This window comes from Caldimonas tepidiphila, from assembly GCF_003569765.1.
In the GTDB taxonomy this organism is placed as follows: domain Bacteria; phylum Pseudomonadota; class Gammaproteobacteria; order Burkholderiales; family Burkholderiaceae_C; genus Caldimonas; species Caldimonas tepidiphila.
Map to the genome: position 1 here is coordinate 22,142 of NZ_QXMG01000030.1, position 25,999 is coordinate 48,140.

23 protein-coding genes are annotated in these 25,999 nt (G+C 73.4%); 13 read left to right on the forward strand and 10 right to left on the reverse strand.

What is annotated here, in order from left to right; genetic code table 11:
• Positions 1–84: 84 nt before the first annotated feature.
• The 3 genes from D3A59_RS16350 to D3A59_RS16360 form a co-directional block, all read right to left on the reverse strand.
• A complete protein-coding gene (locus D3A59_RS16350; protein WP_119156165.1) occupies positions 85–792 on the reverse strand; it encodes a competence protein CoiA family protein in 708 nt (235 codons plus the stop codon).
• Between the two features lie 41 nt (positions 793–833).
• Positions 834–2,114, reverse strand: coding sequence for a M16 family metallopeptidase (locus tag D3A59_RS16355; RefSeq protein ID WP_119156166.1), 1,281 nt, complete (start codon positions 2,112–2,114; stop codon positions 834–836).
• Positions 2,115–2,185: 71 nt separating this feature from the next.
• Entirely contained in the window at positions 2,186–3,211 is a 1,026-nt protein-coding gene (locus D3A59_RS16360; protein WP_119156168.1) for an AI-2E family transporter, read from the reverse strand.
• A gap of 401 nt (positions 3,212–3,612) precedes the next feature.
• On the opposite strand from D3A59_RS16360, the gene D3A59_RS16365 reads away from it, so the two are divergent.
• The 3 genes from D3A59_RS16365 to D3A59_RS16375 all read left to right on the forward strand — a co-directional run bounded on the left by D3A59_RS16365 (position 3,613) and on the right by D3A59_RS16375 (position 7,090).
• Positions 3,613–5,043, forward strand: a complete 1,431-nt coding sequence (locus tag D3A59_RS16365; protein WP_119156247.1) for a sensor domain-containing diguanylate cyclase — start codon at positions 3,613–3,615, stop codon at positions 5,041–5,043.
• A gap of 105 nt (positions 5,044–5,148) precedes the next feature.
• Positions 5,149–6,030: a ZIP family metal transporter gene (locus tag D3A59_RS16370; protein ID WP_119156170.1), complete on the forward strand. Its 882-nt coding sequence runs from the start codon at positions 5,149–5,151 to the stop codon at positions 6,028–6,030.
• Between the two features lie 148 nt (positions 6,031–6,178).
• A complete protein-coding gene (locus tag D3A59_RS16375; protein WP_119156172.1) occupies positions 6,179–7,090 on the forward strand; it encodes a recombination-associated protein RdgC in 912 nt (303 codons plus the stop codon).
• 87 nt (positions 7,091–7,177) lie between these two features.
• On the opposite strand, the gene D3A59_RS16380 is transcribed toward D3A59_RS16375, so the two are convergent.
• A complete protein-coding gene (locus D3A59_RS16380) occupies positions 7,178–9,100 on the reverse strand; it encodes a PhoX family protein (protein ID WP_240636088.1) in 1,923 nt (640 codons plus the stop codon).
• Positions 9,101–9,234: 134 nt separating this feature from the next.
• Between D3A59_RS16380 and D3A59_RS16385 the strand changes: the two genes are divergently transcribed.
• Complete coding sequence (locus tag D3A59_RS16385) at positions 9,235–9,702, forward strand: CreA family protein (RefSeq protein ID WP_119156176.1); 468 nt, start codon at positions 9,235–9,237, stop codon at positions 9,700–9,702.
• Between the two features lie 19 nt (positions 9,703–9,721).
• On the opposite strand, the gene D3A59_RS16390 is transcribed toward D3A59_RS16385, so the two are convergent.
• Entirely contained in the window at positions 9,722–10,051 is a 330-nt protein-coding gene (locus tag D3A59_RS16390) for a hypothetical protein (RefSeq protein WP_119156178.1), read from the reverse strand.
• Between the two features lie 245 nt (positions 10,052–10,296).
• Between D3A59_RS16390 and D3A59_RS16395 the strand changes: the two genes are divergently transcribed.
• Both D3A59_RS16395 and D3A59_RS16405 read left to right on the forward strand, forming a co-directional pair.
• Positions 10,297–10,752 carry a hemerythrin domain-containing protein gene (locus D3A59_RS16395; protein WP_119156180.1) on the forward strand — a complete coding sequence of 152 codons (456 nt, stop codon included), beginning with the start codon at positions 10,297–10,299 and terminating at the stop codon, positions 10,750–10,752.
• A 580-nt stretch (positions 10,753–11,332) separates the two neighbouring features.
• Entirely contained in the window at positions 11,333–14,473 is a 3,141-nt protein-coding gene (locus D3A59_RS16405; RefSeq protein WP_119156183.1) for a sensor domain-containing protein, read from the forward strand.
• 38 nt (positions 14,474–14,511) lie between these two features.
• Here D3A59_RS16405 and D3A59_RS16410 read toward each other — a convergent pair whose 3' ends face one another.
• Complete coding sequence (locus D3A59_RS16410; protein ID WP_119156185.1) at positions 14,512–17,547, reverse strand: bifunctional diguanylate cyclase/phosphodiesterase; 3,036 nt, start codon at positions 17,545–17,547, stop codon at positions 14,512–14,514.
• Between the two features lie 294 nt (positions 17,548–17,841).
• Here D3A59_RS16410 and D3A59_RS16415 point away from each other — a divergent pair, with 294 nt between their 5' ends.
• Positions 17,842–18,498, forward strand: coding sequence for a lytic transglycosylase domain-containing protein (locus tag D3A59_RS16415; protein WP_119156187.1), 657 nt, complete (start codon positions 17,842–17,844; stop codon positions 18,496–18,498).
• A 16-nt stretch (positions 18,499–18,514) separates the two neighbouring features.
• On the opposite strand, the gene D3A59_RS16420 is transcribed toward D3A59_RS16415, so the two are convergent.
• Positions 18,515–19,162 (reverse strand): nitroreductase family protein, encoded by a 648-nt coding sequence (locus D3A59_RS16420; protein ID WP_119156189.1) that lies wholly within the window; start codon positions 19,160–19,162, stop codon positions 18,515–18,517.
• 211 nt (positions 19,163–19,373) lie between these two features.
• Here D3A59_RS16420 and D3A59_RS16425 point away from each other — a divergent pair, with 211 nt between their 5' ends.
• Together D3A59_RS16425 and D3A59_RS16430 are read left to right on the forward strand one after the other, a co-directional pair.
• On the forward strand, positions 19,374–19,772 hold the full coding sequence (locus tag D3A59_RS16425; protein WP_119156191.1) for a YkvA family protein: 399 nt from the start codon (positions 19,374–19,376) through the stop codon (positions 19,770–19,772).
• A gap of 110 nt (positions 19,773–19,882) precedes the next feature.
• Positions 19,883–20,575, forward strand: coding sequence for a type 1 glutamine amidotransferase domain-containing protein (locus D3A59_RS16430; RefSeq protein WP_119156193.1), 693 nt, complete (start codon positions 19,883–19,885; stop codon positions 20,573–20,575).
• A 46-nt stretch (positions 20,576–20,621) separates the two neighbouring features.
• Here D3A59_RS16430 and D3A59_RS16435 read toward each other — a convergent pair whose 3' ends face one another.
• The gene (locus D3A59_RS16435; RefSeq protein ID WP_119156195.1) at positions 20,622–21,212 is read right to left on the reverse strand and encodes a thioredoxin fold domain-containing protein; all 591 of its coding nucleotides are present in this window, start codon (positions 21,210–21,212) and stop codon (positions 20,622–20,624) included.
• Positions 21,213–21,444: 232 nt separating this feature from the next.
• Here D3A59_RS16435 and D3A59_RS16440 point away from each other — a divergent pair, with 232 nt between their 5' ends.
• A complete protein-coding gene (locus D3A59_RS16440) occupies positions 21,445–21,798 on the forward strand; it encodes a DUF2845 domain-containing protein (protein WP_157991560.1) in 354 nt (117 codons plus the stop codon).
• On the opposite strand, the gene D3A59_RS16445 is transcribed toward D3A59_RS16440, so the two are convergent.
• Positions 21,777–22,631 (reverse strand): nucleotidyltransferase, encoded by an 855-nt coding sequence (locus D3A59_RS16445; protein WP_119156199.1) that lies wholly within the window; start codon positions 22,629–22,631, stop codon positions 21,777–21,779. The genes D3A59_RS16440 and D3A59_RS16445 overlap by 22 nt on opposite strands.
• A 199-nt stretch (positions 22,632–22,830) precedes the next feature.
• On the opposite strand from D3A59_RS16445, the gene D3A59_RS16450 reads away from it, so the two are divergent.
• Together D3A59_RS16450 and D3A59_RS16455 are read left to right on the forward strand one after the other, a co-directional pair.
• A complete protein-coding gene (locus D3A59_RS16450; protein ID WP_119156201.1) occupies positions 22,831–23,100 on the forward strand; it encodes a hypothetical protein in 270 nt (89 codons plus the stop codon).
• A gap of 244 nt (positions 23,101–23,344) precedes the next feature.
• Positions 23,345–24,601: a hypothetical protein gene (locus D3A59_RS16455; RefSeq protein ID WP_119156203.1), complete on the forward strand. Its 1,257-nt coding sequence runs from the start codon at positions 23,345–23,347 to the stop codon at positions 24,599–24,601.
• Between the two features lie 33 nt (positions 24,602–24,634).
• Here the strand turns inward: D3A59_RS16455 and D3A59_RS16460 are convergent, their stop codons facing one another.
• Positions 24,635–25,273: a lysozyme inhibitor LprI family protein gene (locus tag D3A59_RS16460; RefSeq protein ID WP_119156205.1), complete on the reverse strand. Its 639-nt coding sequence runs from the start codon at positions 25,271–25,273 to the stop codon at positions 24,635–24,637.
• Positions 25,274–25,459: 186 nt separating this feature from the next.
• On the opposite strand from D3A59_RS16460, the gene D3A59_RS16465 reads away from it, so the two are divergent.
• A complete protein-coding gene (locus tag D3A59_RS16465; protein ID WP_157991561.1) occupies positions 25,460–25,978 on the forward strand; it encodes a hypothetical protein in 519 nt (172 codons plus the stop codon).
• Positions 25,979–25,999 lie beyond the last annotated feature (21 nt).

The following is a 25,999-nucleotide window of genomic DNA, read 5'->3' on the forward strand; positions in this document are numbered from 1 at the left end:
GCGATTGCCTGCTGTCGGGATGCCGCACGCGGCACGCGCGGCATGCGGCGCGGGCGGAGCGCGGGATCGCCGGCCCGCTGCCGCTCAGGGCGGAGCCGGCGCCGGCGGCGCGACGACCGCCAGGAAGCTCTCGGTCTTGAGCGGGCGCAGCGCGAACTCGCCGCGCTGCAGCTCCCGCAGCAGGTCCTCGGAGCGGCGGCGCGTGGCGAAGTGGTGCAGCTGCCCGCCGATGTCCAGCAGCACGTAGGCCGAGGACCGCTTCCACTGCTCGATGAACTGCACGCTGCGCCCGGGCAGGCGCAGCACGGTGAAGTCCGCGCCCTGGCTGCGGGCGCTGCGCCCCCCGGCGGCGATCGAGACCTGCATGCAGGTGCGCAGCGCGCCCTGCCCCTCGTCGTGCACGTGCAGCAGCCAGTACAGCCGGCCCTGGCGCAGGTAGAAGTCCTCGCGCCGCCAGATCTCGGCCTCCGGCAGCGGGGCGTGCTGCAGCTCCACCACTGTGCGCCGCCCGCCGGTCCCGGGCGCGCAGAGATCGGCGCGATGGCGCTCGCTCGTCGCCGGGTCCTCGAGCGGGATCTCGCGCAGGGCGGCCGGGAAGCGCTCCTTCCACGCCGCGTGCCAGGCGAGCTCGGGCTCGTCCCAGGCATCGCAGTCGCCCGCGACATGCCGCCACTGCGGCGGCCCGTCACCCGGCAGCAGCGCGAGCAGCGGGCCCGCGCAGGCGCGGCACGCCGCGCGCTCGCCGGGGGCGCGCGGCTGCCGCAGTTCACCGTCGATCAGGCCGTAGAGCATCGGAATAGGTCGCCTCGGGGCGCCGCAGGCGCGGCCCCGCCCTAGCGGTGCGCGCGATGAGCGAGTATCCGCGCGCCGACGCTTTCGAGGAAGCGCTCGTCGGCGCCCTTGCCGGCCAGCGCGATCGAGGGCGGCGCGGCCAGCATGCGGGCGAAGGCCTCGCGCACCTGGGCCGCCGAGACGGCGTCGACCCGGTCGAGGAAGGACTCGGGCGACTGCACCTCGCCGTGCACGAACAGGTCCTCGGCGGCCGCCTCCAGGCGCTGCATCGGGCTCTCCTGCGACAGCAGCATCGAGACCTTGAGCTGGTTGCGTGCGCGCTCCAGGTCGGTGGCGTCGATGCGCTCGGCCTGCTCCAGCAGCAGCTGCGTCACCTCGGCGAAGAACTCGTCGAGATGCTCGGGCGTGGTCAGCGCGTCGATCACGAACAGGCCGCTCGTGTCCATCAGGTCCACCGAGCTCGCCGCGTGATAGACGAGGCCGCGGCGCTCGCGGATGCGGTCCAGCAGCGGCGAGCTCATGCCCTCGCCGAAGAGCGAGGCCGCCACGAGGCTCGGATAGTGGTCCTCGCGCAGCGACTCCACGGGGAAACCGATCAGCACCTGCGACTGGCTGAAGCCGGCCTTGCGCCGCACCCGGATGCCGCCGCGGTACGCGGGCGTCGCCACCGGATGCGGCTCGCCGCGCGGCAGCGTGCCGAACAGCGCCTGCGCCTGCGCCTCGATCTCCTCGGGCTTCACCCGGCCGGCCACGGCGACGACGATGTTGGCGCCGGTGTAGCGGCTCGCGACGTACTCGCGCAGCTCCTCGCGCGTGAAGCGCTGGATGTTGCGGCGGCTGCCGATGATGGGACGCCCCATCGGCTGCTCGCCCCAGCAGACCTCGTCGAACAGCCGGTCGGCGATCGCCAGCGGGTCGTCGGCGAGCTCGGCGTACTCCTGCAGGATCACGCCGCGCTCGCGCTCGAGCTCCTGCTCGGGGAAGCTGCTGTTCTGCACGATGTCGGCCAGCATCTCGAGGAAGCGCGGCGCGTGCTCGGCCAGGCCGCTCATCAGGTAGGCGGTGCTGTCCTTGTCGGTGAAGGCATTGACGCCGGCGCCCAGGCGCTCGGCGTCGAGGTTGATGCGCTGGCAGTCGCGGGTGTGCGTGCCCTTGAAGGCCATGTGCTCGAGGAAGTGGCTGATGCCGGAGCTGCGCGCGCTCTCGTCGCGCGAGCCGGTGCGCACGAACACGCCGACGCTCGCGCTGCCGAGGTGCGGCATCGGCAGCGTGACGACGCGGATGCCGTTGGGAAGGGTGGCGACGGCCACGGGATGGGTCATGGGCAGGAACTTCTCTTCTCGGGACGAGGTGCGGGCAAGGGCGGGACGGGAGAGCGGGCGCGGCGCCGCGCTCAGACCAGCTCCGCCGCCTGCAGCTCCTTCTTGACGTAGGCGTAGTAGAGCGGCGCCGCCACCAGCCCCGCCACGCCGAAGATCGTCTCGAACACGAACATCACGGCGAGCAGCTCCCAGACGGCGGTGCTGGTGCGCACCCCGACCACCTTGGCGTTGATGAAGTACTCGAACTTGTGGATCGCGATCAGGAACACGAGGCAGGCGAGGCCGACCAGCGGCGACACCGACAGCCCGACCAGCGTCAGCACCACGTTGACGATCAGGTTGCCGACGATCGGCAGCAGCCCGAGCACGAAGGTCAGCGCGATCAGCGCGTACGCGTAGGGCATGTCCACGTCGAAGAGCGGCAGCGCCAGCAGCAGGAACAGCGCGGTCAGCGTGGTGTTGAAGGCCGCGATCCAGAACTGCGCCGCGACGATCTGCCGGAAGGCGTCGATGAAGTGGCCCGCGCGCTCGCGCAGCGCGACCGACAGCGGCCGCGGATGGGGCGGCGCCTTGCGGATCGCCAGCAGCGCGCCGACGATCAGCCCCACGTACACCAGCAGGATCGCGTGCAGCCACACCCGTCCGGCGAGCGCGAGCGAGCCCGCCTGCGCGCGCAGCCGCTGCGCCAGCCACTCCTGCACCGCCACCGTGCCCTCGGGCAGTTGCGCGGCGAGCTGCGCCGGCAGCTTCTGCCGGATCTCGAGGATGGTGTCGGCCAGGTGCCGCAGCAGCGCCTCGTACTGGCCGATCGCCAGCAGGCTGTAGCCCTTGGCGTTGAGCAGCAGCAGCGTCAGCCCGACCACCGGCGTGATCGCGACGATCGCCACCGCGAGCCAGCCGGGCAGGCGATGCCTGGGCCCGAGCGGCACGCGCACCAGCCCTCGCGTGAGGAGGAAGCTCGCGCACACGGCGAGCAGGCCCGGCAGCAGGCCGGTGAACAAGGCGGTCGCGCACAGTGCGGCGGTGAGGCCGAAGCTGCCGAGGGCAACGAGCATTTCCTGGCGGATGGGACCGAACGGCGGGGGATTCTTGGACATGGGGCCTGCATTCTCCCAGCCCGCGGCTCTCCCGCGCCGCCGCCGCACCATTCCGGCACGTTCGCAGCGCAAAAAAAAGCCCGAGACGGGAGGTCTCGGGCCGCAATCCACCAAGGAGGGTGGAGGAGACAAGCCGGGGGAGGACCGCTGTCCGTCCCACAATGGCGCCAATTTAAGGGTTTACCCCAAACCTTGCCCTTCCCAGGGGTATCGGGGACGGCCGCGCCCTGCGGCTTCCGCGCCGGCACCTCGCCGCCCCCGGCGTGGAATATTGCCTGCCGCGCTTCGCCTGCCTCCGGCCACCCGCCGGCAGGGCGCCGCTTCCGTCCCCTCCACGATGCGAAAATCCCCCGCTTCGCGCATCGCATCAGGAGCTTCCTTTGGTCGATCTGTACTCGGACATGTTCGAGCTGGCCCCGGTCTCGCTGTGGCTCGAGGACTACAGCGAGGTCAAGCGCCTCTTCGATGCCTGGCGCGCCGAGGGAGTGAGCGACCTGCGCGCGCACCTGCGGGGCCGGCCCGCGCTGGTCGCCCAGTGCTCGGGCCGCATCCGGGTGCTGCGCGTGAACCGCCGCACGCTCGAGCTCTTCGGCGCGGCGAGCCTCGACGAGCTCCGCGACCGGCTCCACCACGTGTTCCGCGACGACATGTTCGAGCAGCATGTCGAGGAGCTGGGGCGGCTGTGGGACGGCCACACCGAGTTCGGCGGCGAGACCGTCAACTACACGCTGCAGGGCCGCCGGCTGGCGATCCTGCTCAAGGCGAGCGTGCTGCCGGGACACGAGGCCGACTGGAGCCGGGTGCTGGTCGCGCTCGAGGACGTGACCGACCGCAGCCGCGCGGTGCGCGCGCTGCGCGCGAGCGAGCAGTACGCCCGCGGCCTGTTCGAGCATTCGCCGGTCTCGCTGTGGGTGGAGGACTTCAGCAGCATCCGCGCGCTGCTCGAGGAGGTGCGCACGCAGGGCATCGACGACTTCCGCGTCTTCCTCGACGTGCACCCGGAGTTCGTCACGCGCTGCATGGAGGAGATCCGCGTCATCGACATCAACCGCCAGACGCTGGCGATGTTCCGCGCCCCCGACAAGGCGACGCTGCTGGCGCGGCTGCCGGAGGTGTTCCGCGACGACATGCGCGCGCACTTCGCCGAGCAGCTCCTGGAGCTGTGGCAGGGCCGGCTGTTCCAGCAGCGCGAGGTCGTGAACTACGCGCTCGACGGCGAGCGGCTGCACGTCTACCTGCAGTTCTCGGTGCTGCCCGGGCACGAGGCGCGCTGGGACCAGGTGCTGGTCTCGCTCACCGACATCACCGCGCGCAAGAAGGCCGAGGCCTACCTGGAATACCTGGGCAAGCACGACGTGCTCACCGGGCTGCGCAACCGCGCCTTCTTCACCGAGGAGCTCAGCCGCCTGGAGCGCAAGGGCCCCTGGCCGGTGACGGTGGTGGCGGTCGACCTCAACGGGCTGAAGGCGGTCAACGACCAGGCCGGCCACGCCGCCGGCGACGCGCTGCTGCGCCGGCTCGGCGAGATCCTGCAGAAGACCGTCGACCGCCCCGCGAGCGCCTCGCGCATCGGCGGCGACGAGTTCACGCTGCTGCTGCCCGGCACCGACGAGCGCGGCGGCGAGCGCGTGGTCGAGCAGCTGCTCGAGCTGCTGGCGCTGAACAACCAGTTCCACGGCGGCGAGCCGCTGAGCGTGTCGATCGGCACCGCCACCGGCCACGCTCCGCAGCGCCTGGAGGCGGTGCTGCACCAGGCCGACGCGCGCATGTACGAGGAGAAGCGCGCCTACTACCGCCGCAGCGGCAGGGACCGGCGCGCCGGCCGGGGCTGAGGCGGCGGCGCGGTCTTCCGGCGGGCGGCGGCCGGCGCGGCTGGCAGGCCGATTGCTCGGACCTGCCTGACGCCACTGCCCGACCGCCTCCGCCGCGCTGCTTCCATGGCCCAGATCCAGACCACCCGCCCCCGCCTGCTGTTCGGCGCCTGCATCGTGCTCGCCGGCCTGCTGGTCGGCGCCCACAACGTCTGGCAGGCGATCGTCTTCCACGATCCGCGGGTGGCGCAGGCCCTGCTCGGCGGGCTGGTCGCCGCGGGGGCCACCGCGCTCGGCACGCTGCCGGTGCTGCTGGCGCGCGAGCTGTCCCAGACGGTGCTCGACACGCTGCTCGGCTTCGGCGCCGGGGTGATGCTCGCCGCCAGCGCCTTCTCGCTGGTGGTGCCGGCGATCGAGGCGGCCGGCGAGCTCGGCGCCGGGCGGCTGGAGGCCAGCTCGCTGGTCGGCGCCGGCATCCTGCTCGGCGCCGGGCTGCTGCTCGCGCTCGACCGGCTGCTGCCGCACGAGCACTTCATCAAGGGCGTCGAGGGCTCGCAGCGCCGCCGGCTGCGGCGCACCTGGCTGTTCGTGTTCGCGATCGCGCTGCACAACGTGCCCGAGGGCCTCGCGATCGGCGTCGCCTTCGCCGGCAGCGACGCGGTCGGGGCCTGGGCGCTGGCCAGCGGCATCTCGGTGCAGGACCTGCCCGAGGGGCTGGTGGTGGCGGCGGCGCTGCGCGTCGCCGGCTACGAGCGCTGGCGCTGCGCCGCGATCGGCGTGGCCTCGGGCCTCGTCGAGCCGGTCGCCGCGGTGCTCGGCGCCTCGGTGGTGACGGTGTCGGCGATGCTGCTGCCCTGGGGGCTCGCCTTCGCGGCCGGGGCGATGCTCTTCGTCATCAGCCACGAGATCATCCCGGAGTCGCACCGCAAGGGCCACGAGCGCCAGGCCACCACCGGCCTGATGATCGGCTTCGTGCTGATGATGGTGCTCGACACCGCGCTCGGCTGAACGCCAGGGCCCTCGGGCGGGAGGAGTTCCCGCCCGGCCGCCCTGCCCCGCTGACGCCTTGCCGCGTTGCGTGGACAATCTGCGCCTTTTCCCCCGAGGCGGGCCGCCCCCGGCGCCCGCCGCGAACCCTGCACAGAAGAGGACATCCTTGTTCAAGAACCTGTTGGTGTACCGGCTCGGGCCGGACTGGTCCGCCACGACCGAGCAGATCGAGGAGGCGCTCGACAAGGGCCGCTTCGCGCCCTGCGGCGCGACGCAGCCGAACTCCAGTGGCTGGGTGCCGCCGCGCGGCACGCCGCACGGCCCGCTGGTCGAGCCGGTGGGCCGCCACCTGCTGCTGAAGCTGATGACCGAGCAGAAGGTGCTGCCGGGCTCGGTGGTGAAGCGCCGCACCGAGGAGCTGGCGCAGCAGGCCGAGGCCGCATCGGGCCGCAAGCCCGGCAAGAAGCAGATGAAGGAGCTCAAGGAGCAGGCCGAGCTCGAGCTGCTGCCGATGGCCTTCACGAAGCAGTCGGCGCTGAAGGTCTGGATCGACCCGGCGGACCGTTTCCTGGTGATCGACGCGGGCAGCCCGGGCAAGGCCGAGGAGGCGGTGACGGCGCTCGTGAAGGCGCTCGACGGCTTCGCGGTCGGCGCGCTGCACACCGAGATGTCGCCGACCGCGGCGATGTCGGACTGGCTCGCCAGCGGCGAGCCGCCGGCGGGCTTCACGGTCGACCGCGACTGCGAGCTGAAGTCGGCCGACGAGATGAAGTCGGTGGTGCGCTACGCGCGCCACCCGCTCGACATCGACGAGGTGCGCCAGCACATCGGCGCCGGCAAGGTGCCGACCAAGCTCGCGCTGACCTGGGACAGCCGCGTCTCCTTCCTGCTCACCGACACGCTGCAGATCAAGAAGCTCGGCTTCCTCGACGTGGTGTTCGAGGGCGTGCAGCCGGGCGGCGACAAGGACGAGGCCTTCGACGCCGACGCGGCCATCGCCACCGGCGAGCTGAGCCGGCTGCTGCCCGACCTGATCGACGCGCTCGGCGGCGAGAAGCCGCAGCCGATGGCCGCCTGAGGGCACGGGGGGCAGGAGGAGCGCCGACGGTGAGCTTTCCTGGGAAAGCCCGCCGTCGCGCCGCGATGCCCTGCCGGCCGTCCCGGCTCAGGTGCCGATCACGCCGCCGTCGTCCTTCGTGATCACGACGGTGGCCGAGCGCGGCCGCCCGCTGCCGTCGGGCCACGCGGAGTGGCGCGTCGGCCGCGCCGGGTCGCTGCGGTCGCCCGGCGGCTCGCCCGGGTGCTGGATGTTGACGAAGAAGGTGCGCAGGTCGGGCGTGGCGGTCAGCCCCGTCACCTCGCAGCCGTGCGGCCCGAGCAGGAAGCGGCGCATCTCGCCGCGCGTCGGGTCGCAGGCGAGCATCTGGTTGTTCGGCAGCCCGGCGTAGTCGCCGCGGCCCGTCGCGCTGCCCGACGCGTCGGTCATCACCCACATCACGCCACGGCCGTCCACCCACAGCCCGTCCGGGCTGCCGAAGGCGTCGCCCTTCACGTTGCCGCGCGCGCCGGGGCGCTGCGCCTGCGGGTCGCCGGCGAGCACCAGGTGGCTCCACGCGAAGCGGCGCGCGTCGAGGTCGCCGTCCTCCTTCCAGCGGATGATCTGGCCCATCGTGTTGTTCGCGCGCGGGTTGGCCGCGTCGACGCCGGGCCGCCCGGGCTCGCCGCGCTGGCTGTTGTTGGTCAGCGTGCAGTAGACCTCGCGCGTGAGCGGATCGACCGCGGTCCATTCCGGGCGGTCCATCTTCGTGGCGCCCAGCAGGTCGCTCGCCTGCCTCGCCTTGACCAGCACCTCGCCGGGGTCGGCGAAGCCGTTCGCCGCGGTGAGCGGGCCCTGGCCGTGCACCAGCGGCAGCCACTCGCCGCGGCCGTCGGCGTTGAAGCGCGCGACGTACAGGGTGCCGTGGTCGAGCAGGTCGCGGTTGGCGGCGTAGCCGCCCTCGCGCACCGCGTCGCGGCTGACGAACTTGTAGATGTACTCGAAGCGCGCGTCCTCGCCCATGTAGACGACGACCCGGCCGTCGGCGGTCTGCGCCAGCGCCGCGCCCTCGTGCGCGGCGCGGCCGAGCGCGGTGCGCTTGACCGGCACCGATTCCGGGTCGTAGGGATCGATCTCGACCAGCCAGCCGTAGCGGTTGAACTCGTTCGGGTGCAGCCGCGCGTCGAAGCGCGGCTCGTGCTCGTGCCAGCGGTAGAAGCTGCCGCTACGGCGCCCCAGGCCCCAGCGCCGCTGGTGCGCGTCGGGCTGCTCGGGGGCGCGGAAGTAGTCGGCGAAGTTCTCCTCGCAGGTGAGGTAGGTGCCCCAGGGCGTGTAGCCGCGCGCGCAGTTGGCCATCGTGCCGAGCACGCGGCGCCCCTCGGGGTCGGCCTCGGTGCGCAGCATCGGGTGCCCGGCGGCGGGGCCGGCGACGCGCATCGGCGTGTCGGCGGTGATGCGGCGCGCGAAGCGCGAGGGCCGCACCAGACGCCAGCCGCCCTGCGGCGCGCGCGCCACCTCGACCACCGAGACGCCGTGCGCGGCGATCGACTTGCGCACCTTCTCCTCGCTCCAGGTGCGCTGCCCGTCGGGGTGCAGCAGTCCGTCGTCGACGTACTCGTGGTTCACCGCGAGCAGGCCGCGCGCCGAGCCGTCGAGCGGGAAGTAGTGCATGCCGTCGTGGTGCATGCCGGCCTGCAGCGCCTGCTCGGCGGCGGTGTTGCCGCCGTCCGGCCGGAACGCCGGCATGCGCCCGGCGATGCCGATCGCGTCGCCCCAGCGGTAGAGCACCTCGGCGCGGTAGCCCGGCGGCACCACCACCCGGTCCACGGCCGCCATCGGCACGCTGCGAAAGCCGATCGATCGGCCCGGCAGTCCCGGCGCAGCCGCTGCCGCCGACACGGTGTGTCCCCCCGGCGAAGCGCAGCCCGCCGCGGCGAGCGGCCCGAGCAGCCCGGCCGCGGCGGCGGCGAGGCCGCCGCGCACGAAGACGCGCCGCGCCGGATCGGAGACCTCGTGGATGGAGGGGTTGCCGCTGCGGTTGGAGTCCTCCATCCGCGAGAAGTCCTTGGGCATGGTGGCGGGACCGGGTTGCGAAAGCCGCCATCATGCGCGAGGCGGCGCCCGTGCGCATGTCCCGGCAAGGCGCGCGGCCTTATGCTCGGGCCCCCTGCCCCGGAGCCCTTCGCATGAGAAAGCCGATCGCCGCCCTGACCCTGCTCGCCGCCTGCGCGGGCGTCCATGCCGAGAAGATCGGCGAGGTGGACACCGTCTTCAAGCTGATCGGGCCCGACCACAAGATCATCGTCGAGGCCTACGACGACCCGAAGGTGCCGGGCGTCACCTGCTACGTCTCGCGTGCGAAGACCGGCGGCATCAGCGGTGCGGTGGGCCTCGCCGAGGACAAGTCCGAGGCCTCGATCGCCTGCCGGCAGGTGGGGCCGGTCTCCTTCCCCGCGCCGCTGCCCGCGCAGGAGGAGGTGTTCAACCAGCGCACCTCGCTGCTGTTCAAGCGGCTGCGCGTCGTGCGCATGGTCGACAGCCGGCGCAACACGCTCGTCTACATGACCTACTCGGAGCGCGTCATCGAGGGCTCGCCGCAGAACAGCGTCACCGCGGTGCCGGTGGACCGCGCCACGGCGATCCCCGTGAAGTGAGGAGCCACGCGCGGGCGGCTCAAGGAGCGGGCTGGCGCAGCCGCGCGAGCAGCTCGGCGGCGATCTCCTGCGCGGCGCGCCCGCCGGGGCCGGGCAGGCGGCCGTGCGTGTCGAAGAAGCGCACCGCCAGCCCCTCGGCCACTGCCGGGTGCGGGCCGGCGAGGCTCGCGGCCAGGCGCGTCTCGGGATAGCCGGCCATCGCCTGGCGCAGGCGCCGCGAGAACAGCCGGTAGGCGACCGCCTTCACCGGCGCGCGGCCCTGCTCCATCGCCTCCAGCTGCTGCGCCAGGTGCTCGATGAAGAGATGCTTGCCCTGCAGGGCGGGTTCGTGCGGGATTCCGGCTTTCATGCGTGCGCTCCTTCGGTGTCCGCGCCGCACCGCCGGCTGGAATGCCGGCGGCGACGGGGCTGCCACTCACTACGGCCCCCGGCGGCGGCGGTGAAGGGCAGCGGGCGGCCGGGGTGCGGCGGATGTCACGGAATGGCCGCGCGGGCGGGCGGCATGACGATTGCCGCCGCAGGACGAAGCCGGGCAGCCGCCCGGTCCGTTCAACCGACAAGGAGATCACGATGGCCCCCGCAAGCAGCGCAGACATGGATGCCGTGCAACTGCTGACCGAAGACCACGAGCAGGTGCGGCAGCTCTTCGAGCAGTACGAGCAGCTGGTGAGCTCGGACGCCGATGCGCAGGAAAAACAGGAACTGGCGGAGCAGATCTGCCTGATGCTGACGGTGCATGCCGACCTGGAGGAGGAACTCTTCTACCCGGCCGCCCGCGACGCGCTCGACGAGCAGGACCTGCTCGACGAGGCGCAGGTGGAGCACGCGAGCGCGCGCGACCTGATCGAGCAGATCCAGGAGATGGACCCGACCGAGGACCTGTACGACGCCAAGGTCAAGGTGCTCGGCGAGTACGTCAACCACCACGTCCAGGAAGAGGAGAACGAGCTCTTCCCGAAGATCCAGGACGCGGGCATCGACCTCGAGGCGCTCGGCGAGGAACTCGCCACGCGCAAGCAGGAGCTGATGGAGGAAATGGGCGCCGAATGAGCGCGCACCCGGCCGGCGCGCGCAGCCACCGGCCGGCGCGCCGCCGGGCCCCGCCTCAGCGGCGCCTGGCGCGCCTGCGCGGATGGGGTGGGGCCATCAGGCCCCCGCCCCAGCCCCCGGCGACCTGACCCATGTCCTTGCCGAGCCTCCGGTCCGCCTCGCGCCGCGCCTGCGCGAGGACAGGGCCGTGCATTGCGCCGGCCACGACAGGGAGACTGCCGAGCCGCGGGTTCGGCCAGGGAGGATTGCGGGTCCGGGAGTTCTTCATCGACGCTCCTCGCGGCCGCCGGGCCGCTGCCCGGGAGCGGCAGGAATCGTTCCCGGGCGCGCTGCCCGGCCTCCCGAAGCGCCGCGCTCGATCCCCCGGTGGTGAGCGAGGCGGGCGGCTTCGCCTTCATCCCGCCGGACCTGCCTTGCCAGGCGCTCGCCCTCGGCGCTGGGGAACCGGCGCGCGCGATCGGCGCGCGCGACGACCCGGGCGCGCAGGCCCGGGCCTGGCGCCGGCCACCGGACGGGGCCGCAGCGCGACAGCGGCGGCACCGGCGGCGCAGGCGCGCAGCCGCCGCGGAGGAGGACCGGCATGAGTTCCGTGCTCACCGCCTCTCCCTCGCCCCCGGCCCCGGACGGGAGCGCGGCTGCGCTGTTCGCCGGCCCCGGCGAGATGCGCGCGCTGTGCCGCACGCACGGCTGGGCGGCCACGCCGCTCGGCCCGGTGGAAGGTTGGCCCGAGGGCTTGCGGCTCGCGGTCGCGCTGGTGATGGCCTCGCCAGTGGCGATGAGCGTGCTCTGGGGGCCGCAGCTCGTGCAGATCTACAACGACGCCTACCTGACGCTGGTGGGCCGCAAGCACCCCCGCTTGCTCGGACTGCCGGCCGACGAGGGCTGGCCGGAGCTGAGCGGGCTGCTGCGCCCGGTCTGCGACGCGGTGCTGCAGCGCGGCGAGCCCTGCCTGCTCGAGGAGCAACGGCTCGTCGTCGAGCGCTACGGCGCTCCCGAGGAGATGTTCGTCACGCTCGCCTACAGCGCGCTGCCGTGCTCGACCGCCGGCGCGACGATCGGCGGCGTGCTGGAGACGGCGATCGACGCCACCGACCGCGTCCGCATGCGCGCGGCGAAGGCTGAACACGAGCGGCTGCTGCGGACGCTGCAGGCCCGGCCGGCGCAACTGCTGGAGGATCTGTTCCGTCAGGCCCCGTCCTTCCTGATGGTGATGCGGGGGCCGGAGCTGGTCGTGGAGATGGCCAACGAGGCCTTCTTCCGGCTCGTCGGCCGGCGCGAGCTGGTCGGGCGCCCCGTCCTGGAGGCGCTGCCCGAGCTGGCGCGCACGGACATTCGCGAACGCATCGCGCGCGTGCTGGCGCGCGGCGAGCCCTTCTCGGAGCAGGAGGTGGAGCTCGCGCTGGCGCCCGCGCCCGGCATGCCGCCCGAGCGGCGCTTCGTCGACCTGTCCTGCCAGCCGATCGCGGACACGGGCGGGCGGCGCGTGCGCATCCTCGGCCACGGCAGCGACGTCACCGAGCACGTGCTGCGCAGGCGGCGCACCGAGGCGGCACTCGAGGCCAGCCGCACGCGCTTCCTGAGCCTGTCGCTGGCGCTGGAGCGGCTGGCGAACGCCGGGACACGCCGCGAGATCCTGCAGGTGGTGCTCGAGTCGGCGCGCGGCCTGGCGGTCGCGGACGGCGTGTCGGTGGTGCTCAGCCGCGACGAGGCCCGCCCTTCCATCGTGGAGGACGCGGCGGGAGATGCGCCGCCGCCGGGGGCGCACCACCCGCTGCTGTCGTGCATCGCCGCATGGGCCTTGCGGCAGCGGCGGACCGCGGTGCTTCCCGACGTGGGGGCCGACGAGCGCGTGCCGCCCGGGCTGCGCGAGCCGGGGCCGGTGCGCAGCCTGGTCGCCGTGCCGGTGGGGCAGCCCCATGCCTGCGCCGTGCTCTGCGCCCACTGGGCGCGGCCCCACCACCCGGACACGGAGCAGGTCGCGGTGCTGGAGGCGCTCACCCGCGCCGCCGGAGCGGCGCTCGACCGGCGCCAGGCCGCCGAGGAACTGCGCGACAGCGAGGAGCGCTTCCGAGTGCTCGTCGAGGGCGTCGCGCAGTCGGTGTGGGAGGCCGATGCGCAGGGCGCGCTGGCCGATGCCCCGAGCTGGCAGGCCTACACCGGGCAGAGCCCGCAGCAGCAGCAGGGCTTCGGCTGGCTCGACGCGGTGCATCCAGAGGACCGCGCGGAGGCCGAGCGCATGTGGCACGCCGCGCTGGCCGGGGGCGCTCCGGCGAGCGCCGAGTTCCGGCTGCGCCACCGCAGCGGCGAGTGGCGCTGGACGCATGTCCATGCCGCGCCGCTGCTCGGCCGCGGCGGCGCGGTGCGCAAGTGGATCGGCATGAACATCGACGTCACCGAGCGCAAGCTCGCCGAGGAGCGGGCGCGCGAGGCGGCGCTGCACGACCCGCTGACGGGGCTGCCGAACCGCCGCCTGGTGTTCGAGTACGCCGAGCACCTGCTCGCCGCCGCGGCGCGCCGCCATGGCCGCGGCGCACTGCTCTACCTCGACCTCGACCGATTCAAGCCGGTCAACGACCTGCACGGCCACGAGGCCGGCGACCAGCTGCTGCAGGAGGTGGGCCGCCGCCTGCTCGGCAGCGTGCGCGAGGAGGACCTGGTCGGGCGCATCGGCGGCGACGAGTTCGTGATCGTGCTGCCCCATCTCGACGACCCGCGCCACGCCGCCCGGGTGGCGCGCGCGGTGATCGACGCCGTCTCGGCCCCGTTCCGGCTGCGCGAGGCCGAGGCCTCGGTGTCGGTGTCGGTCGGCATCAGCCTGTTCCCGCAGCACGGCAGCGACATCGACACGCTGATGCACGCCGCGGACCTGGCGATGTACCAGGCGAAGGCCGCCGGCCGCGGCAACCACCAGGTCTACACGCCCGAGCTCGAGCGCCGCGCCGACGAGTCCTCGTCGGTGGAGGCGCGGCTCAAGCGCGCGCTTGCCGGCGAGGGCCTGGCCCTGCACTACCAGCCGGTGATCGACATGAGGCTCGGCCGCTTCAGCAGCGTCGAAGCCCTGCTGCGCCTGCGCGACGACCGGGATGGCGCCCCGCTCGGGCCCGACCGTTTCATCCCGGTGGCCGAGGCAGCCGGCCTGATCGGGCCGCTTGGCGAATGGGTGATCGCCGAGGCCTGCCGGCAGCACGCCGCGTGGATCGCCGAGGGCCTGCCGCCGGTGCCGGTCGCGATCAACGTCTCGCCGCTGCAGTTCCGCCAGCGCGCCTTCGCGCAGCAGTTCATCGCGACCGTGGCCGGGCACGGCCTCGACCCCCGCTGGATCCAGGTCGAGGTGACCGAGGGCACCGTGATGGACGACGTGCCCGCGGCGATCGCGACGCTCGAGGAGCTGAGGGCGGCCGGCATCCGCGTCGCGCTCGACGACTTCGGCACCGGCCACTCGAGCCTCGGCCTGCTGGGCCAGCTGCCCTTCGACCGGCTGAAGGTGGACCAGTGCTTCGTCAAGCGCATCGGGCAGGACCGCGCCAGCCGCGCGATCACCGACGCGATCATCGCGCTCGGCCGCACGCTGCGGCTGGAGGTGGTCGGCGAGGGCATCGACTCCCAGCAGGCGCTCGCCTACCTGCACGCGCACGGCTGCCACCTGGGCCAGGGCCACCTGTTCAGCCCGGCGCTGCCGCCCGCCGACTTCGCGGCCTGGTACCGCGAGCACTGGAGCTGAGCGGCCGAGCCGCCGCAGGCCCGGCGCCCGGCCCGCGTTCAGCCGGCGCTCAGCGGGGCCGCGGCACCAGACCCGGCCTCGGTGCACCCGAGGAAGGCGGCCAGCGCCGGCGCCTCCATCGGGCGGGCGAACAGGTAGCCCTGGGCGAAGCGGCAGCCGAGCCGGTGCAGTTGCCAGCGCTGCCCGGCGTGCTCGACCCCTTCGGCGATCGTGTAGAGGCCGAGCGCGTCGGCGATGCCGACGATCGCCCGCACGAGCGCCGCCTCCCGGCCGCCGACATGGACCCTGTCGACGAAGGCCTTGTCGATCTTCAGCACGTCGATCGGGAAGCACTGCAAATAGGCCAGCGACGAGAAGCCGGTGCCGAAGTCGTCGATCGCGAAGCGCACCCCGAGCGACTTGAGCCCGTGCATGCGCTCGAGCGTGGCCTCGCGGTCCTGCATCAGCACGCTCTCGGTGATCTCGAGCACCAGCCGCGCCGGCGCCAGCCCGGAGGCGTCCAGCGCGTCGCGCACGTCGCCGAGGAAGGCCGGGTCCTGGAGCTGGCGCGCCGACACGTTCACCGTGATCGACGGCGCCGTGCCGCCGGCCGGGCCGCCCTCGGCCTGCGCCGCCCAGTGCAGCGCCTGCCGGCAGGCCTCGCCCAGCACCCAGCGGCCCAGCGGCACGATCAGCCCGGTCTGCTCGGCAATCGGGATGAAGTCGTTGGGCGGGACCAGCCCCCGCGACGGATGCCGCCACCGCACCAGCGCCTCGGCGCCGGCGACGCGGCCGGTGCCGGTCTCGACGATCGGCTGGTACATCAGCAGGAACTCGCCCGCACCGAGCGCCCGGTGCAGCTCGTCCTCCAGCGTGAGCCGATCGAGCGCCGCGGCGTGCATGCAGGGCGTGAAGACCTCGTAGCGCCCCTTGCCGCCGTTCTTGGCGCGGTACATCGCGAGGTCCGCGTTGCGCAGCAGGTCCTCGGTGCTGTCGCCCGGGCGTCCCAGCGCGATGCCGACGCTCGCGCCGACGCGGATCTGGCGCCGCTCGAGCAGGAAGGGCGCGGCGAGCGCGGAGACGATCCGCTCCGCGACGCGCCCCGCCTCCTCGGCGCCGTGCACCTTCTCGAGCAGCACCGCGAACTCGTCGCCGCCGAGGCGGGCGACCGTGTCGCAGCCGCGCATCACGCCGAGCAGCCGCACCGCGACGAGGACGAGCAGCCGGTCGCCCACCTCGTGGCCGAGCGAGTCGTTGACGGTCTTGAACTCGTCGAGGTCCACCAGCAGCACCGCCGGCCGGGGCGCGGCGGGCGCGGCGCCGGCCAGCGCCTGCCCGATCTGCTCGCGGAAGCGCACCCGGTTCACCAGCCCGGTGAGCGCATCGTGGTTGGCCCGGTGCCTCAGCTCGTCGGCGAGCACCTTGCGCTCGGTGATGTCCAGGCTCACGCCCACCATGCGCCGCGGCCGGCCCGCGGGGTCGCGCACGATGCGGCCCATCACGTGCTGCCAGCGGACCTCGCCGTCCGGCCGAAGGAGGCGCAGCTCCTCCTCGAAGTCCGACTCGCCGGTGCAGGCCCGCGTGCACGTCGCCTCGACGCGCACCCGGTCCTCGGGATGCACGCTGGCGAGGAAATCCGCATAGCTGCCGAGCCGCTGCACCGCCGACGGCGCGACGGCCATGCGCGCCGGCGGCCGGTCGCGCGCGGCATCGGCGGCCGCCCCGCCCTCGTCGCGCAGCTCGATGTCCCAGGCCGACATGCGCCCGGCGCCGAGCGCGAGGCGCAGGCTGCGCTCGCTCTCCGCCAGCGCGAACGCCATCTGCCGGCGCTCGGTCACGTCCGCCACGGTGCCGACCGCGCCGATCGCCCGGCCGGCCTCGTCGCTCAGCGGCGCCGCGTGGCCCTGCACGTGCCGCACCGTGCGGTCGGGCAGCAGCAGCCGGTACTCCGCCTCGCACTCCTGCTGCGCCGCCAGCGCCGCGCCCCAGATGTCCAGCAGGCGGTGTCGGTCCTCCGGATGGACCCGCGCCGTCCAGCCGTGGCCGAGCACCTCGGACTCGGCGCAGCCCCAGATCTCCAGACCGCGTGGATTGGCATAGGTGACACGGCCCTCGCAGTCGGACTGGAAGATCCCGACCGGCGAGGACATGCTGAGCGCGCGGAAGCGCGCCTCGCTCTCGCGCAGCGCGGCCTCGGCCTGCTTGCGCGCGTCGATGTCCTCGACGACCGACACGAAGTACTGCGGGCGGCCGGCGTCGTGCACCAGCGCCACCGACAGCTGGACCCAGACGGGGGTGCCGTCGCGGCGGAAGTAGCGCTTCTCCATCGTGTAGCGCTCGGCCTCGCCACGCATCAGACGGCGCACCTGCTCGAGGTCGTGCGGCAGGTCCTCGGGGTGGGTGATGTCGATGAAGCTCATCTCGGCGAGCTCGGCCTCGGAGTAGCCGAGGATCTCCGAGAGCCGGGGGTTGAAGCGGATCCAGCGCAGGTCGAGCCCGACCAGCGCGAGGCCGACCGCCGCCTGCTCGAAGGACATCCTGAACACCGCGTTGGCCTCGCTGACGAGGCGCAGCTGCTCGTCGACGGCCTGCCGCGCCTGCACGGCCGCCTCCCGGTGCTGGATCTCGCGCGCCGCGATCGCCGCCAGGTCACGCAGCAGCGCCTCCTGCCGCGGCGACAGCACCGCCGCCTCGTGCCCGATCACGCACAGCGTGCCCAGCGCCACCCCTTCGGCCGAACGCAGCGGCATGCCGGCGTAGAAGCCGATGCGGGGCTCCCCGGTGACCAGCGGGTTGTCGGCGAAGCGCTCGTCGGCGCGCGCGTCCGGAACGACGAACGGCCCCGGGGAGTGCAGCGCATGGGCGCAGAAGGCGAACTCGCGCGGCGTCTCGCAGGCCTGCAGCCCGACGCGGGACTTGAACCACTGCCGGTCGCGGTCGACCAGCGTGAGCAGCGCGATCGGGAAGCCGAGCAGCTCGCTCGCGAGCCGCGTGAGCCGGTCGAAGGCCTCCTCCGCCTCCGAGTCGAGCAGGCCGAGGAGTTCCAGCAGGCGGATGCGCCGGTCTTCGTCGGCGGTCAGGGGAGCAGGACGCATGGGCGGCTTCGGATCGGGGGAAGTCCGGGACGGAACCGCGGGCCGGCCATACCCGGCACCACGGCGTTCCCGGGTTTTCGGCCCTGATCCCTGGAACTTGAGTGGAATGGCGGGCACAAACGCCGGGTTTGCTATAAACGCGCAGCCATCGCGCAGACCGCCACCCCGCGGGCAGAAGGGCCTCGCGCCTTCCTGCCCCCCAACCAGGAGTTTTCGAGTGACGAATCTGACGAAGAACCGCTGCGGCCCCGCCTGCCGCCCCGTCCGCGCCGCGCGCCGGGCTCCCGGCGCCCGATGAGGGGCCGGCTCCCCGAGTCGCTGTCCCGAGCAGCGGCGGCCCTGGTCCTGGGCTGGGCCGCGGCGCTGTCGTGCGCAGCCGCGTTCGCAGCCGCGCCCGAGGCTGGCGCCGCCACCTCACAGGCCCGGGACGCCGAGGAGGCCGAGGCGCTGCCGGAAGACGGGCTCGCCGCGCTGCCCGCCTACATCCGCAAGCGCTGGGGCGTGGACATGAAGCGCGCCGAGGAGGTGGTGGCGGCGGCGCAGGCTGCGGCCGCCCGGGCCTCGGTGGACCCGCTGCTCGTGCTGGCGATCATCGCGAAGGAGTCGAGGTTCATCCACTTCGGCAACCCGAAGAACCTCGCGCCCGACGGCAAGGGCGAGAAGGTCGATCCGATGGCGCCGCACGGCCCGATGCAGGTCGCCGGGCGCTGGCACCGCGACAAGATGCCGCGCGACAGCAACGGCCGCATCCGGCCCACCTCGGTCAAGGAGAACATCGTCGCGGGCACGCAGGTGCTGCGCGAGTACCTGGAGCACCACGGCGGCAACCTGCGGCGCGCGCTGCAGCAGTACAACGGCTGCCGCGGCAAGGACTGCGACCGCTACCCGAACAGCGTGCTCGGCGTCCGCAACGAGCTCGAGCGGGCCGTCGGCCGGGGCCGCGAGGACTGAACCGGCACCTGGCGCGTCACGCCCCGAAGACCGAGAGCAGCTGCTGCGGCTCGGGGCGATGCCGCACCGGCCTCGCATGCGCGACGCTGCCCAGGCTGACGAAGCAGACGGCGTGCTCGCCCTCGGCCAGCCCGAAGGCTTCGCGCAGCGCGCGCGACTGCAGCGCGCGGCCGCTGCTCAGGCCCGAGCCGTAGCCCATCGCGCGCGCCGCCAGGATCACGTTCTGCACCGCGCAGCCGAGCGACAGGTAGCGCTCGGCATCGCTGATGTCGGGCTCCGCGGGGCGCAGGTCCGCCACCGCCAGCAGCAGCACCGGCGCGCGCGCCGCCTTGTCGCCCGCATCGTGCAGTTGCGCCTCGGTGGCCTGCGGGTCGCGTTCGAGCAGCGCGGCGCGGAACACCCCGGCCAGACGCTCCCGCGCGGCCGGCGGCACCAGCACGAAGCGCCAGGGCGTGAGCCGGCCGTGGTCGGGCGCGGCGGCGGCCGCCTCCATCAGCAGCCGCAGCTGCGCCTCGTCGGGGCCGGGCGCGAACAGGCGCTTCGGCGCGACATGCTGCCGGCCGTGGATCAGCCAGCCGGCGAACTCGAGCGCCTCCACCGCCTCGTCGGCGCAGGCGGCGGCAGGGGACGGGGCGTCTTCGGCGGGGGGAAGGGGCGCAGTCATGGATGCAGAGGTTACACGCTGCGCGGGCGCCGCGGCACGTCCCCGTCGCATCCGGGCGATGTAGCGCGGCGATGTCCCGACCCGTCCCCGGGCCGGCCGCCTGCTGCCGGGAGTCGGGGCGTTCCGGCGGTCGTCCGCCGGCCGAGCCTGTCCCGGCCGACGGGCGGCGCTGGATAAGATCGGGTGCCCGGACCCGATACCGCCCTTTCCCTTGAACCCGATCCAATCGTCCCGCGCCTGGGCGCGGCGCATCAAGCGCGACGCCGTCACGCTCTGGTTCGCCGGCCGGCATCCCCGCACGCCCTGGCACGCGAAGCTGCTCGGCCTGTTCGTAGTGGCCTACGCGCTGAGCCCCATCGACCTGATCCCCGACTTCATTCCGGTGCTCGGCTACCTCGACGACGTGCTGCTGCTGCCGGCGCTGATCTGGCTGACGGTGCGCCTGCTGCCAGCGGACGTGCTGGCCGAGTGCCGGGTGCAGGCGCAGGACTGGATGGCGCGCGCCGGCGCGAAGCCGAGGAGCGCCTGGGGCGCGGTGCTGGTCGTCGCGGTCTGGATCGGCGTCTCGCTGGCGGCCTGGTTCTGGTGGCTCGCGCCGCGCGTCGGCTGAAACGGCGGCGCTGTTCCCTGCCGATCCCGGGGGCTCCCGGGCGGGCCGTGCCGACGCGGCGCATGCGGCGCTAAGGTCCGCGGCATCGACACCCACTCCGAGGAACGTCCATGAAGATCCTGATCGTGCTGACCTCGCATGACCGGCTCGGCGACACCGGCAAGCCGACCGGCTTCTGGCTGGAGGAGCTCGCCGCACCCTACTACGTGTTCAAGGAGGCGGGCGCGGACCTCACGCTCGCGTCGCCCAAGGGCGGCCAGCCGCCGCTGGACCCCAAGAGCCACGAGCCGGACGCGCAGTCCGAGGACACGCGCCGCTTCCAGCAGGACCCCGAGGCGCAGCGCGCGCTCGCGAACACCGTGCCGCTGGCCTCGGTCGCACCGAAGGATTTCGACGCGGTCTTCTATCCCGGCGGCCACGGCCCGCTGTGGGATCTGGCCGAGGACCGCGCCTCGATCGCGCTGATCGAGACGATGTACGCCAACGAACAGCCGCTCGCGCTGGTCTGCCATGCGCCGGGCGTGCTGCGCAACACCCGGGGCCCGGACGGGCAGCCGCTGGTCAAGGGCAAGGCGGTGACCGGCTTCGCCAACTCCGAGGAGGATGCGGTGGGGCTGACGAAGATCGTGCCCTTCCTCGTCGAGGACGAACTGCGCCGCTGCGGCGGCAACTACTCGAAGGGCGCGGACTGGCAGCCCCACGTCGTCACCGACGGCTGGCTCGTCACCGGCCAGAACCCGGCCTCGTCGGCCCCGGCGGCCCGGGCGCTGCTGGAGGCGCTGGGGCGGCGCATGCCGCGGTGACGGACAGGGCGTCCGCCGCGGCGCGGGCGCCGGTCCGCCCGGCCGCTCAGGCGCCGAGGCCGAGCAGCCGGCGCAGCTCCTCGGTGCCCATGCCGCCCGCATGCATGCCGAACGCGCCCGTGGCGGCATTGCGGAAGTAGAGCGCCGGCACGCTGTCGGCGCCGAGGCGGCGCAGCAGCTCGGTGTTGTTCTGCACGCGGGTGCGGACCGCCTCGTCCGAGGACGTCTCGCCCTGCTGCGCGCGCTTCTCGCGCACCAGCACCGCATGGCGGTCCATCGCCTCGGCGGGCTGCGGCGCGGCGAGGATCGCGGCGCCGTGGCCGACCGAGGCCGGCGACAGCAGGCCGACCGGCATCCACACCATCTTGATGCGCCCGAACAGCGGCTTCGACGCCTCCCACAGCGTCGCGCAATGCGGGCACAGCGGGTCGAAGAACACCTGGACCGCATGGGCGGCCATCATCTGGCCCACCGTGAAGCCGCTGCCGCCGGCGGCGAGCTGGTAGGCGGCCTGCGGGTCGGCCGGCGGCGGCGGCAGCGCCGCTTCGGCCGGCCTGGTCTCGTCGCGCGAGCATGCGGCCAGCAGCCAGGGGCTCAGCAGCACGGTGCCGCCCAGGAGGAGGTTTCTTCGCTTCATGCAGGATCGGGGCAAGGTGGAGGGAGAGGGTTCCCGGCCGCTCGGGGACTGCGCCCGGCACCGGACGGATGCGCGCAAGCTTAGAGAAATTCCCCGCGCCCTGCAGTGCGTCCGCGCACTGCCGCCCTCGCAGCGGCTGCGGCCTTCGCCGGCGCCGCGGGCGTGAGATCGACCGCACCCGTGGCGCCGGGCTCCATTGCGCGGGACCCGGCGCCGTGCAAGAGTGATGCCCATGAAGTTCGCCCTCTCCCTGCTCGGTGCCCTCGTCCTCGGGCTCGGCGCGGCGTGGCCGCAGCCGGCGGCGGCCGAATCGCTGCGCTGCGGCCGCGGCATCGCGGACATCGGCGACACGCGGCTGTCGGTGCTCTACAAGTGCGGGGAGCCGCTGATGCGCGACAGCTACTGCGCGCCGGTCTACCAAGGCCCGGTGTACCCGGGCGCGCCGCTGCCGCCTGCCGTCCTCGGCCTGCCCTGCCAGCCGGTCGACGAGTGGCTCTACGACCGCGGGCCGGGCAACCTGATGGCCACGGTGCGCTTCCAGTCGGGCGCAGTGCAGTCGATCCGCTACGGCCGGGTGCCGCAGTAGCCCGGCGGGCCGGCCCGGCGCCCGGGAATCGCCTCCGTCCAGATGGCGATGTCCTCGGTGCTCATCGAGCCGTTCGGCTGCTCGCGGCCGTCGCCGTAGCCGCGGCGCTCGACGTCGTGCAGGTACTGCTCGCGCGACAGCAGCGTGCCGCGGCAGATGCCTTCGGCCGGCAGCGGCGCCCGCATCTCGTCGTGCAGCCGCTCCATCAGGCGCTCCATCAGCCAGCGCGGCACGCGGTCGCGATCGTCGGGATAGACGAAGCCGAAGAGGATCAGGTGGTTCAGCAGCACGCGCCAGTGCGGCCCGATGCGCTCGAGCAGGCGCGCCCAGTCCAGCACGTCGGCATGCGCGTGCATCAGGTGCGCGACGTCGGCGCCGTCGTAGCGCTCGCGCTCCATCACGAAGACCTTGGACCAGATCATCTCCTCGACCGGCACGAGCTTCACCGGCACGCCGAGGATCTCCGCGTCCCGGCCATGCTCGAACCAGACGTCGTCCACCCGCGCGATGCCGTTGCCCGAGTTGTAGACGAGGTCCACGCAGGTCGGGCCGGCATGCACCTTCCCCAGCCAGTGCGGGAAGGTGCGCTCGGTCTCGTGCCCCGCGGCGGCGAGGACCTGCGCGCAGCGCGCGAAATCGGCCTCCCGGATGAAGAGGTCGAGGTCCTTGGTCTGCCGCCGGATCCCGGTGTGGTCCGCGAAGGCGTAGGTCCCGCCGACCAGGAAGGGCACGCCCGCGCGGCTCAGCGCCTCCAGCACCTGCCGGTAGCAGGCCTCCGCGGCGGAATCGGGCGTGGCGGCGCCGGGGGGCGTCTGCGGCGTGTTCTGCTCCATGCCCGGCTCAAGCAAGCGACATGCCTTCCCCGCATGCAGGGGGGAAGCGCTATTGAAACAAGCTTTTCCGCACAGCAATCGGTGTCAACCCTAGGTGTTTGAGGCCTGGAGGTCTATGATCCGCGCTGTCTTGAGCGTGATCAGACTTGCCGGGGGCGAATCGCCGCCCCGGAGGCAAGATTTCAGGGGAGACGACGGTTTGAGCAATCTGCTGGACGAAGCAGCGCGATTCTGGCTGCACCTGGTCTACCTGCAGCAGAGCGCCCAGCGCCTCGACAAGGAGGTGTTCCGGGCGGCGGAGATCTCGGTTCGCAACTGCGCCCACTGCCAGCAGGGTCGGGACGCGGGGCACCGGGAGTTCCACCACTGCGACAAGGTCGGGCTCATCGTCAACCGGCGCGACTGCTGCACGCAGTTCGCCTTCGAGAACGAGGCGGAGACCTGCTTCCCTTCGAGCCAGCCGGCCTGAGGGGGCCGCGCCCCCCGCGCCGGAGCCCTTGCGAAGGGCAAATCCTTCGGCCGCCCTTTGGGCGCCGGGCGGAGGCCAAAGCTGCCGGCCCGTCGTCGGCGGGGTGGGCAGGCGCAGCAACCCGCCGTCCCCTGAGAAGTCACCCGCGGTCCCTGCCGATCGATGCCTCGGCCGCAGGACGGGAGCGCGGCCGTCGTCGCAATGCAGGTCCCGCCGCGGGGTCGGCGGGAGATCGAGGGTGGACATGCTGAGGGCATCGCTGTGGGGCGCAGCCGCCGTCGCGCTGGCGCTGCTGGCCGGCTGCGCCAGCACCGAGCAGGTGGCCGGCGCCGCGGTGCGGACCAACCTGGTGCAGGAGCAGGCGCACAACCAGATGCTGGTGCTGAACGTGCTGCGCGCCTACGAGCGCAAGCCGATGCACTTCACGCAGGTGACGACCGTGCGCCTGCCTCCCGCGTTCGGCAATGCCGGCCTCTCGCTCGGCCTGCCCTTCGGTGGCGACGCCGCCAGCGTCTACTCGCTCGGCCCCTCCTTCAACGTGCAGCACTCGGTGGACACCGCGGTGCTTAACACGCAGGAGTTCATGCGCGGCGTGACCACCCCGGTGCCCGTCTCGCTGATGCTGTACTTCCTCGACCAGGGCTGGCCGCCGCAGCTGGTGCTGCACATGTTCGTGCGGGGGGTCGAGTTCTACGAGGGCCAGGACATCACGCCGATCGAGCGCGTGACGAACTATCCGGAGAACAGGAGCGAGTTCGAGCGCTTCCAGCGCGTGCTGGGCGACCTGCGCCGCTGCGACTTCGAGCCGCGCAAGCAGTACGAGCATGTCTTCTACAGCGCCATCCTCGACGGCAGCGAGTTCAAGAAGCTGCCGGAGATGGCGGCGGTGAAGTCGGCCGGGCTGGTGCCGGTTCCGGTGGACCGCGACGGCAAGGCGACCACCGACGAGAAGCAGCAGGTCGGCTTGCGCTTCGCCGCGGTGACGCAGACGCTCGGCTTCGATCTGAAGAACCGGCCCGGCGGCGGCGAGCCCTGCGAGGGCCTGCGCGCGTCGAGCTGGCGGGTGCCGACCAAGACGCTGACGACGCGCGCCGACCCGCAGGCGCAGGACCCGAAGGCGCGCTCGGTGCGGCTGCTGATCCGCTCGCCCGAGGCGATGATCTACTACCTCGGCGAGATCGCCCGCGCCCAGCTCCACGGCCAGTTCACGGACGCGTCGCCGCAGCGCCTGCCCGTCGAGCCGGGCTTTCCCTCCATCGGGCCGCTGCCCGACGAGGGCGCCGCGCAGCGCCCGCCGCCGGAGACGCTGTTCGAGCTGAAGGAAGGCGTGGTCGAGAACGCCGCGCTGACGCTGGAGTACGGCGGCAAGACCTACTCCATCCCGCCCTCGACGCTGCACAACCGCAGCATGCACGTGCTGTGGCTGCTGTCGCAGATCCTCGCGCTGCAGAACAAGGGCACCGACCTGCCGTCGACCCCCAACGTCCGGCTGATCCAGTAACCGGCCGGTCGGCGGGCAGGGATCCGCCGGAGCTCAGTCGAGGCCGAGCGCGTCCCGGTAGAAGGCGATGCGGGCGGCCTGCTCGCCGGCGACGCACTCCCGGTCGGCCCCGCAGGCCTTGAGCCGCCGGTAGAACTCGTTCTTGTGCCGGCCCTGCTCGGCCCGCGAGAGTTTCAGCCCGTCGCGGTAGGACTGCCACAGCCGCCCGAGCCGCAGGTCCTGCTCCGACAGCTCGCGGTCCCGGCAGACCAGCAACTCGTGGGGCGCCCGCGCGTTCCGGCACCAGGCCGGGCGCGGGAAGTCCCCGGCCTCCTCGGCCGCCGCCGGCGGTTCCTCCCGCTCGCGCGCGGGCGGCGCGTCCTCCTGCGGTCGCAGCAGCGCGGCATAGCCGGGCTCGAAGCGGAACAGCGATCCGTCCAGTTCCTGCGCCGCCCCCTCGCCCTCCCAGTCCACCACCGGATTCCCCCGCTCGTTGACCGACCAGCAGCCTGCGGTGCGCTGCCCGCCGAGGCTGCGAAAGGCCTGCCGCCGCTCCCCGCCCTCACCCTCCGTGCACGGCTCGGTCCTCAGGACGACGGCGAGGTCGCCGTCGCGGTAGCTCGCCAGCGGGCCCGCCGCCACGCCGGCGCCGCTCGCCAGCACGGCGGCCATCAGCAGCACTCGGAAGAACACCTGCCTCTCCTTCTTCGCCTTGCAGCGGCCGCCGCGGCAATCACCCGCGCCGATCGCCGGGAAGCCGGGCTCGGGACCACCGCGTCCCGTCCAGGTGGAGCAAGGGACGAACCGGCCGCGGCCGACGACGCGCTCCGTCCGGAATCGGGTCGAGAACTTCGGGCAAGGCCCGCGCCTCCAAGAAGGATGCACCGTTCGCTGCTCGTCCTGGCCCTGGCGCTCGCCGCAGGCACTTCTGCCGCACAGCAAGGAACAGGAAGCCTGCGCTCCCCGCACTGCGTTCGCGCGCTGGACATGCTGCAGGCGGGCGAGGGCGAGGCTGCGGCCGAGGCGGGGCGGCGGGCAGGCTCCCCGCCGTCCCCGGTCGCACGCGCCCGGCTGGAGACGCTGCGGCGCCAAGCGGCGCGGGCCTGCCTCGGCGCGGGCGCTGGCGCGGACCGTCCCGTGCCCGCCGGGCGCCTCGCGCAGCCGCCGGTCGCGGTGCCGCCGCTGCCCCTTCCACCGCCGCGCCCCCTTGCCCCGCCGCAGGCCTCGCAGCCGCTGCCGCCGCTGAAGCCGGTCGAGCCGCCGCCGACCCTCACCGGCTGCGATGCCACCGGCTGCTGGGCGAGCGACGGGACGCGGCTTCAGCAGGTGGGGCCCGCGCTGCTCGGCCCCCGCGGGTTCTGCCATGCGCAGGGGGCGCTGCTGCAGTGCCCGCCGTGAACGGTGCGCGGGAATCCGGGA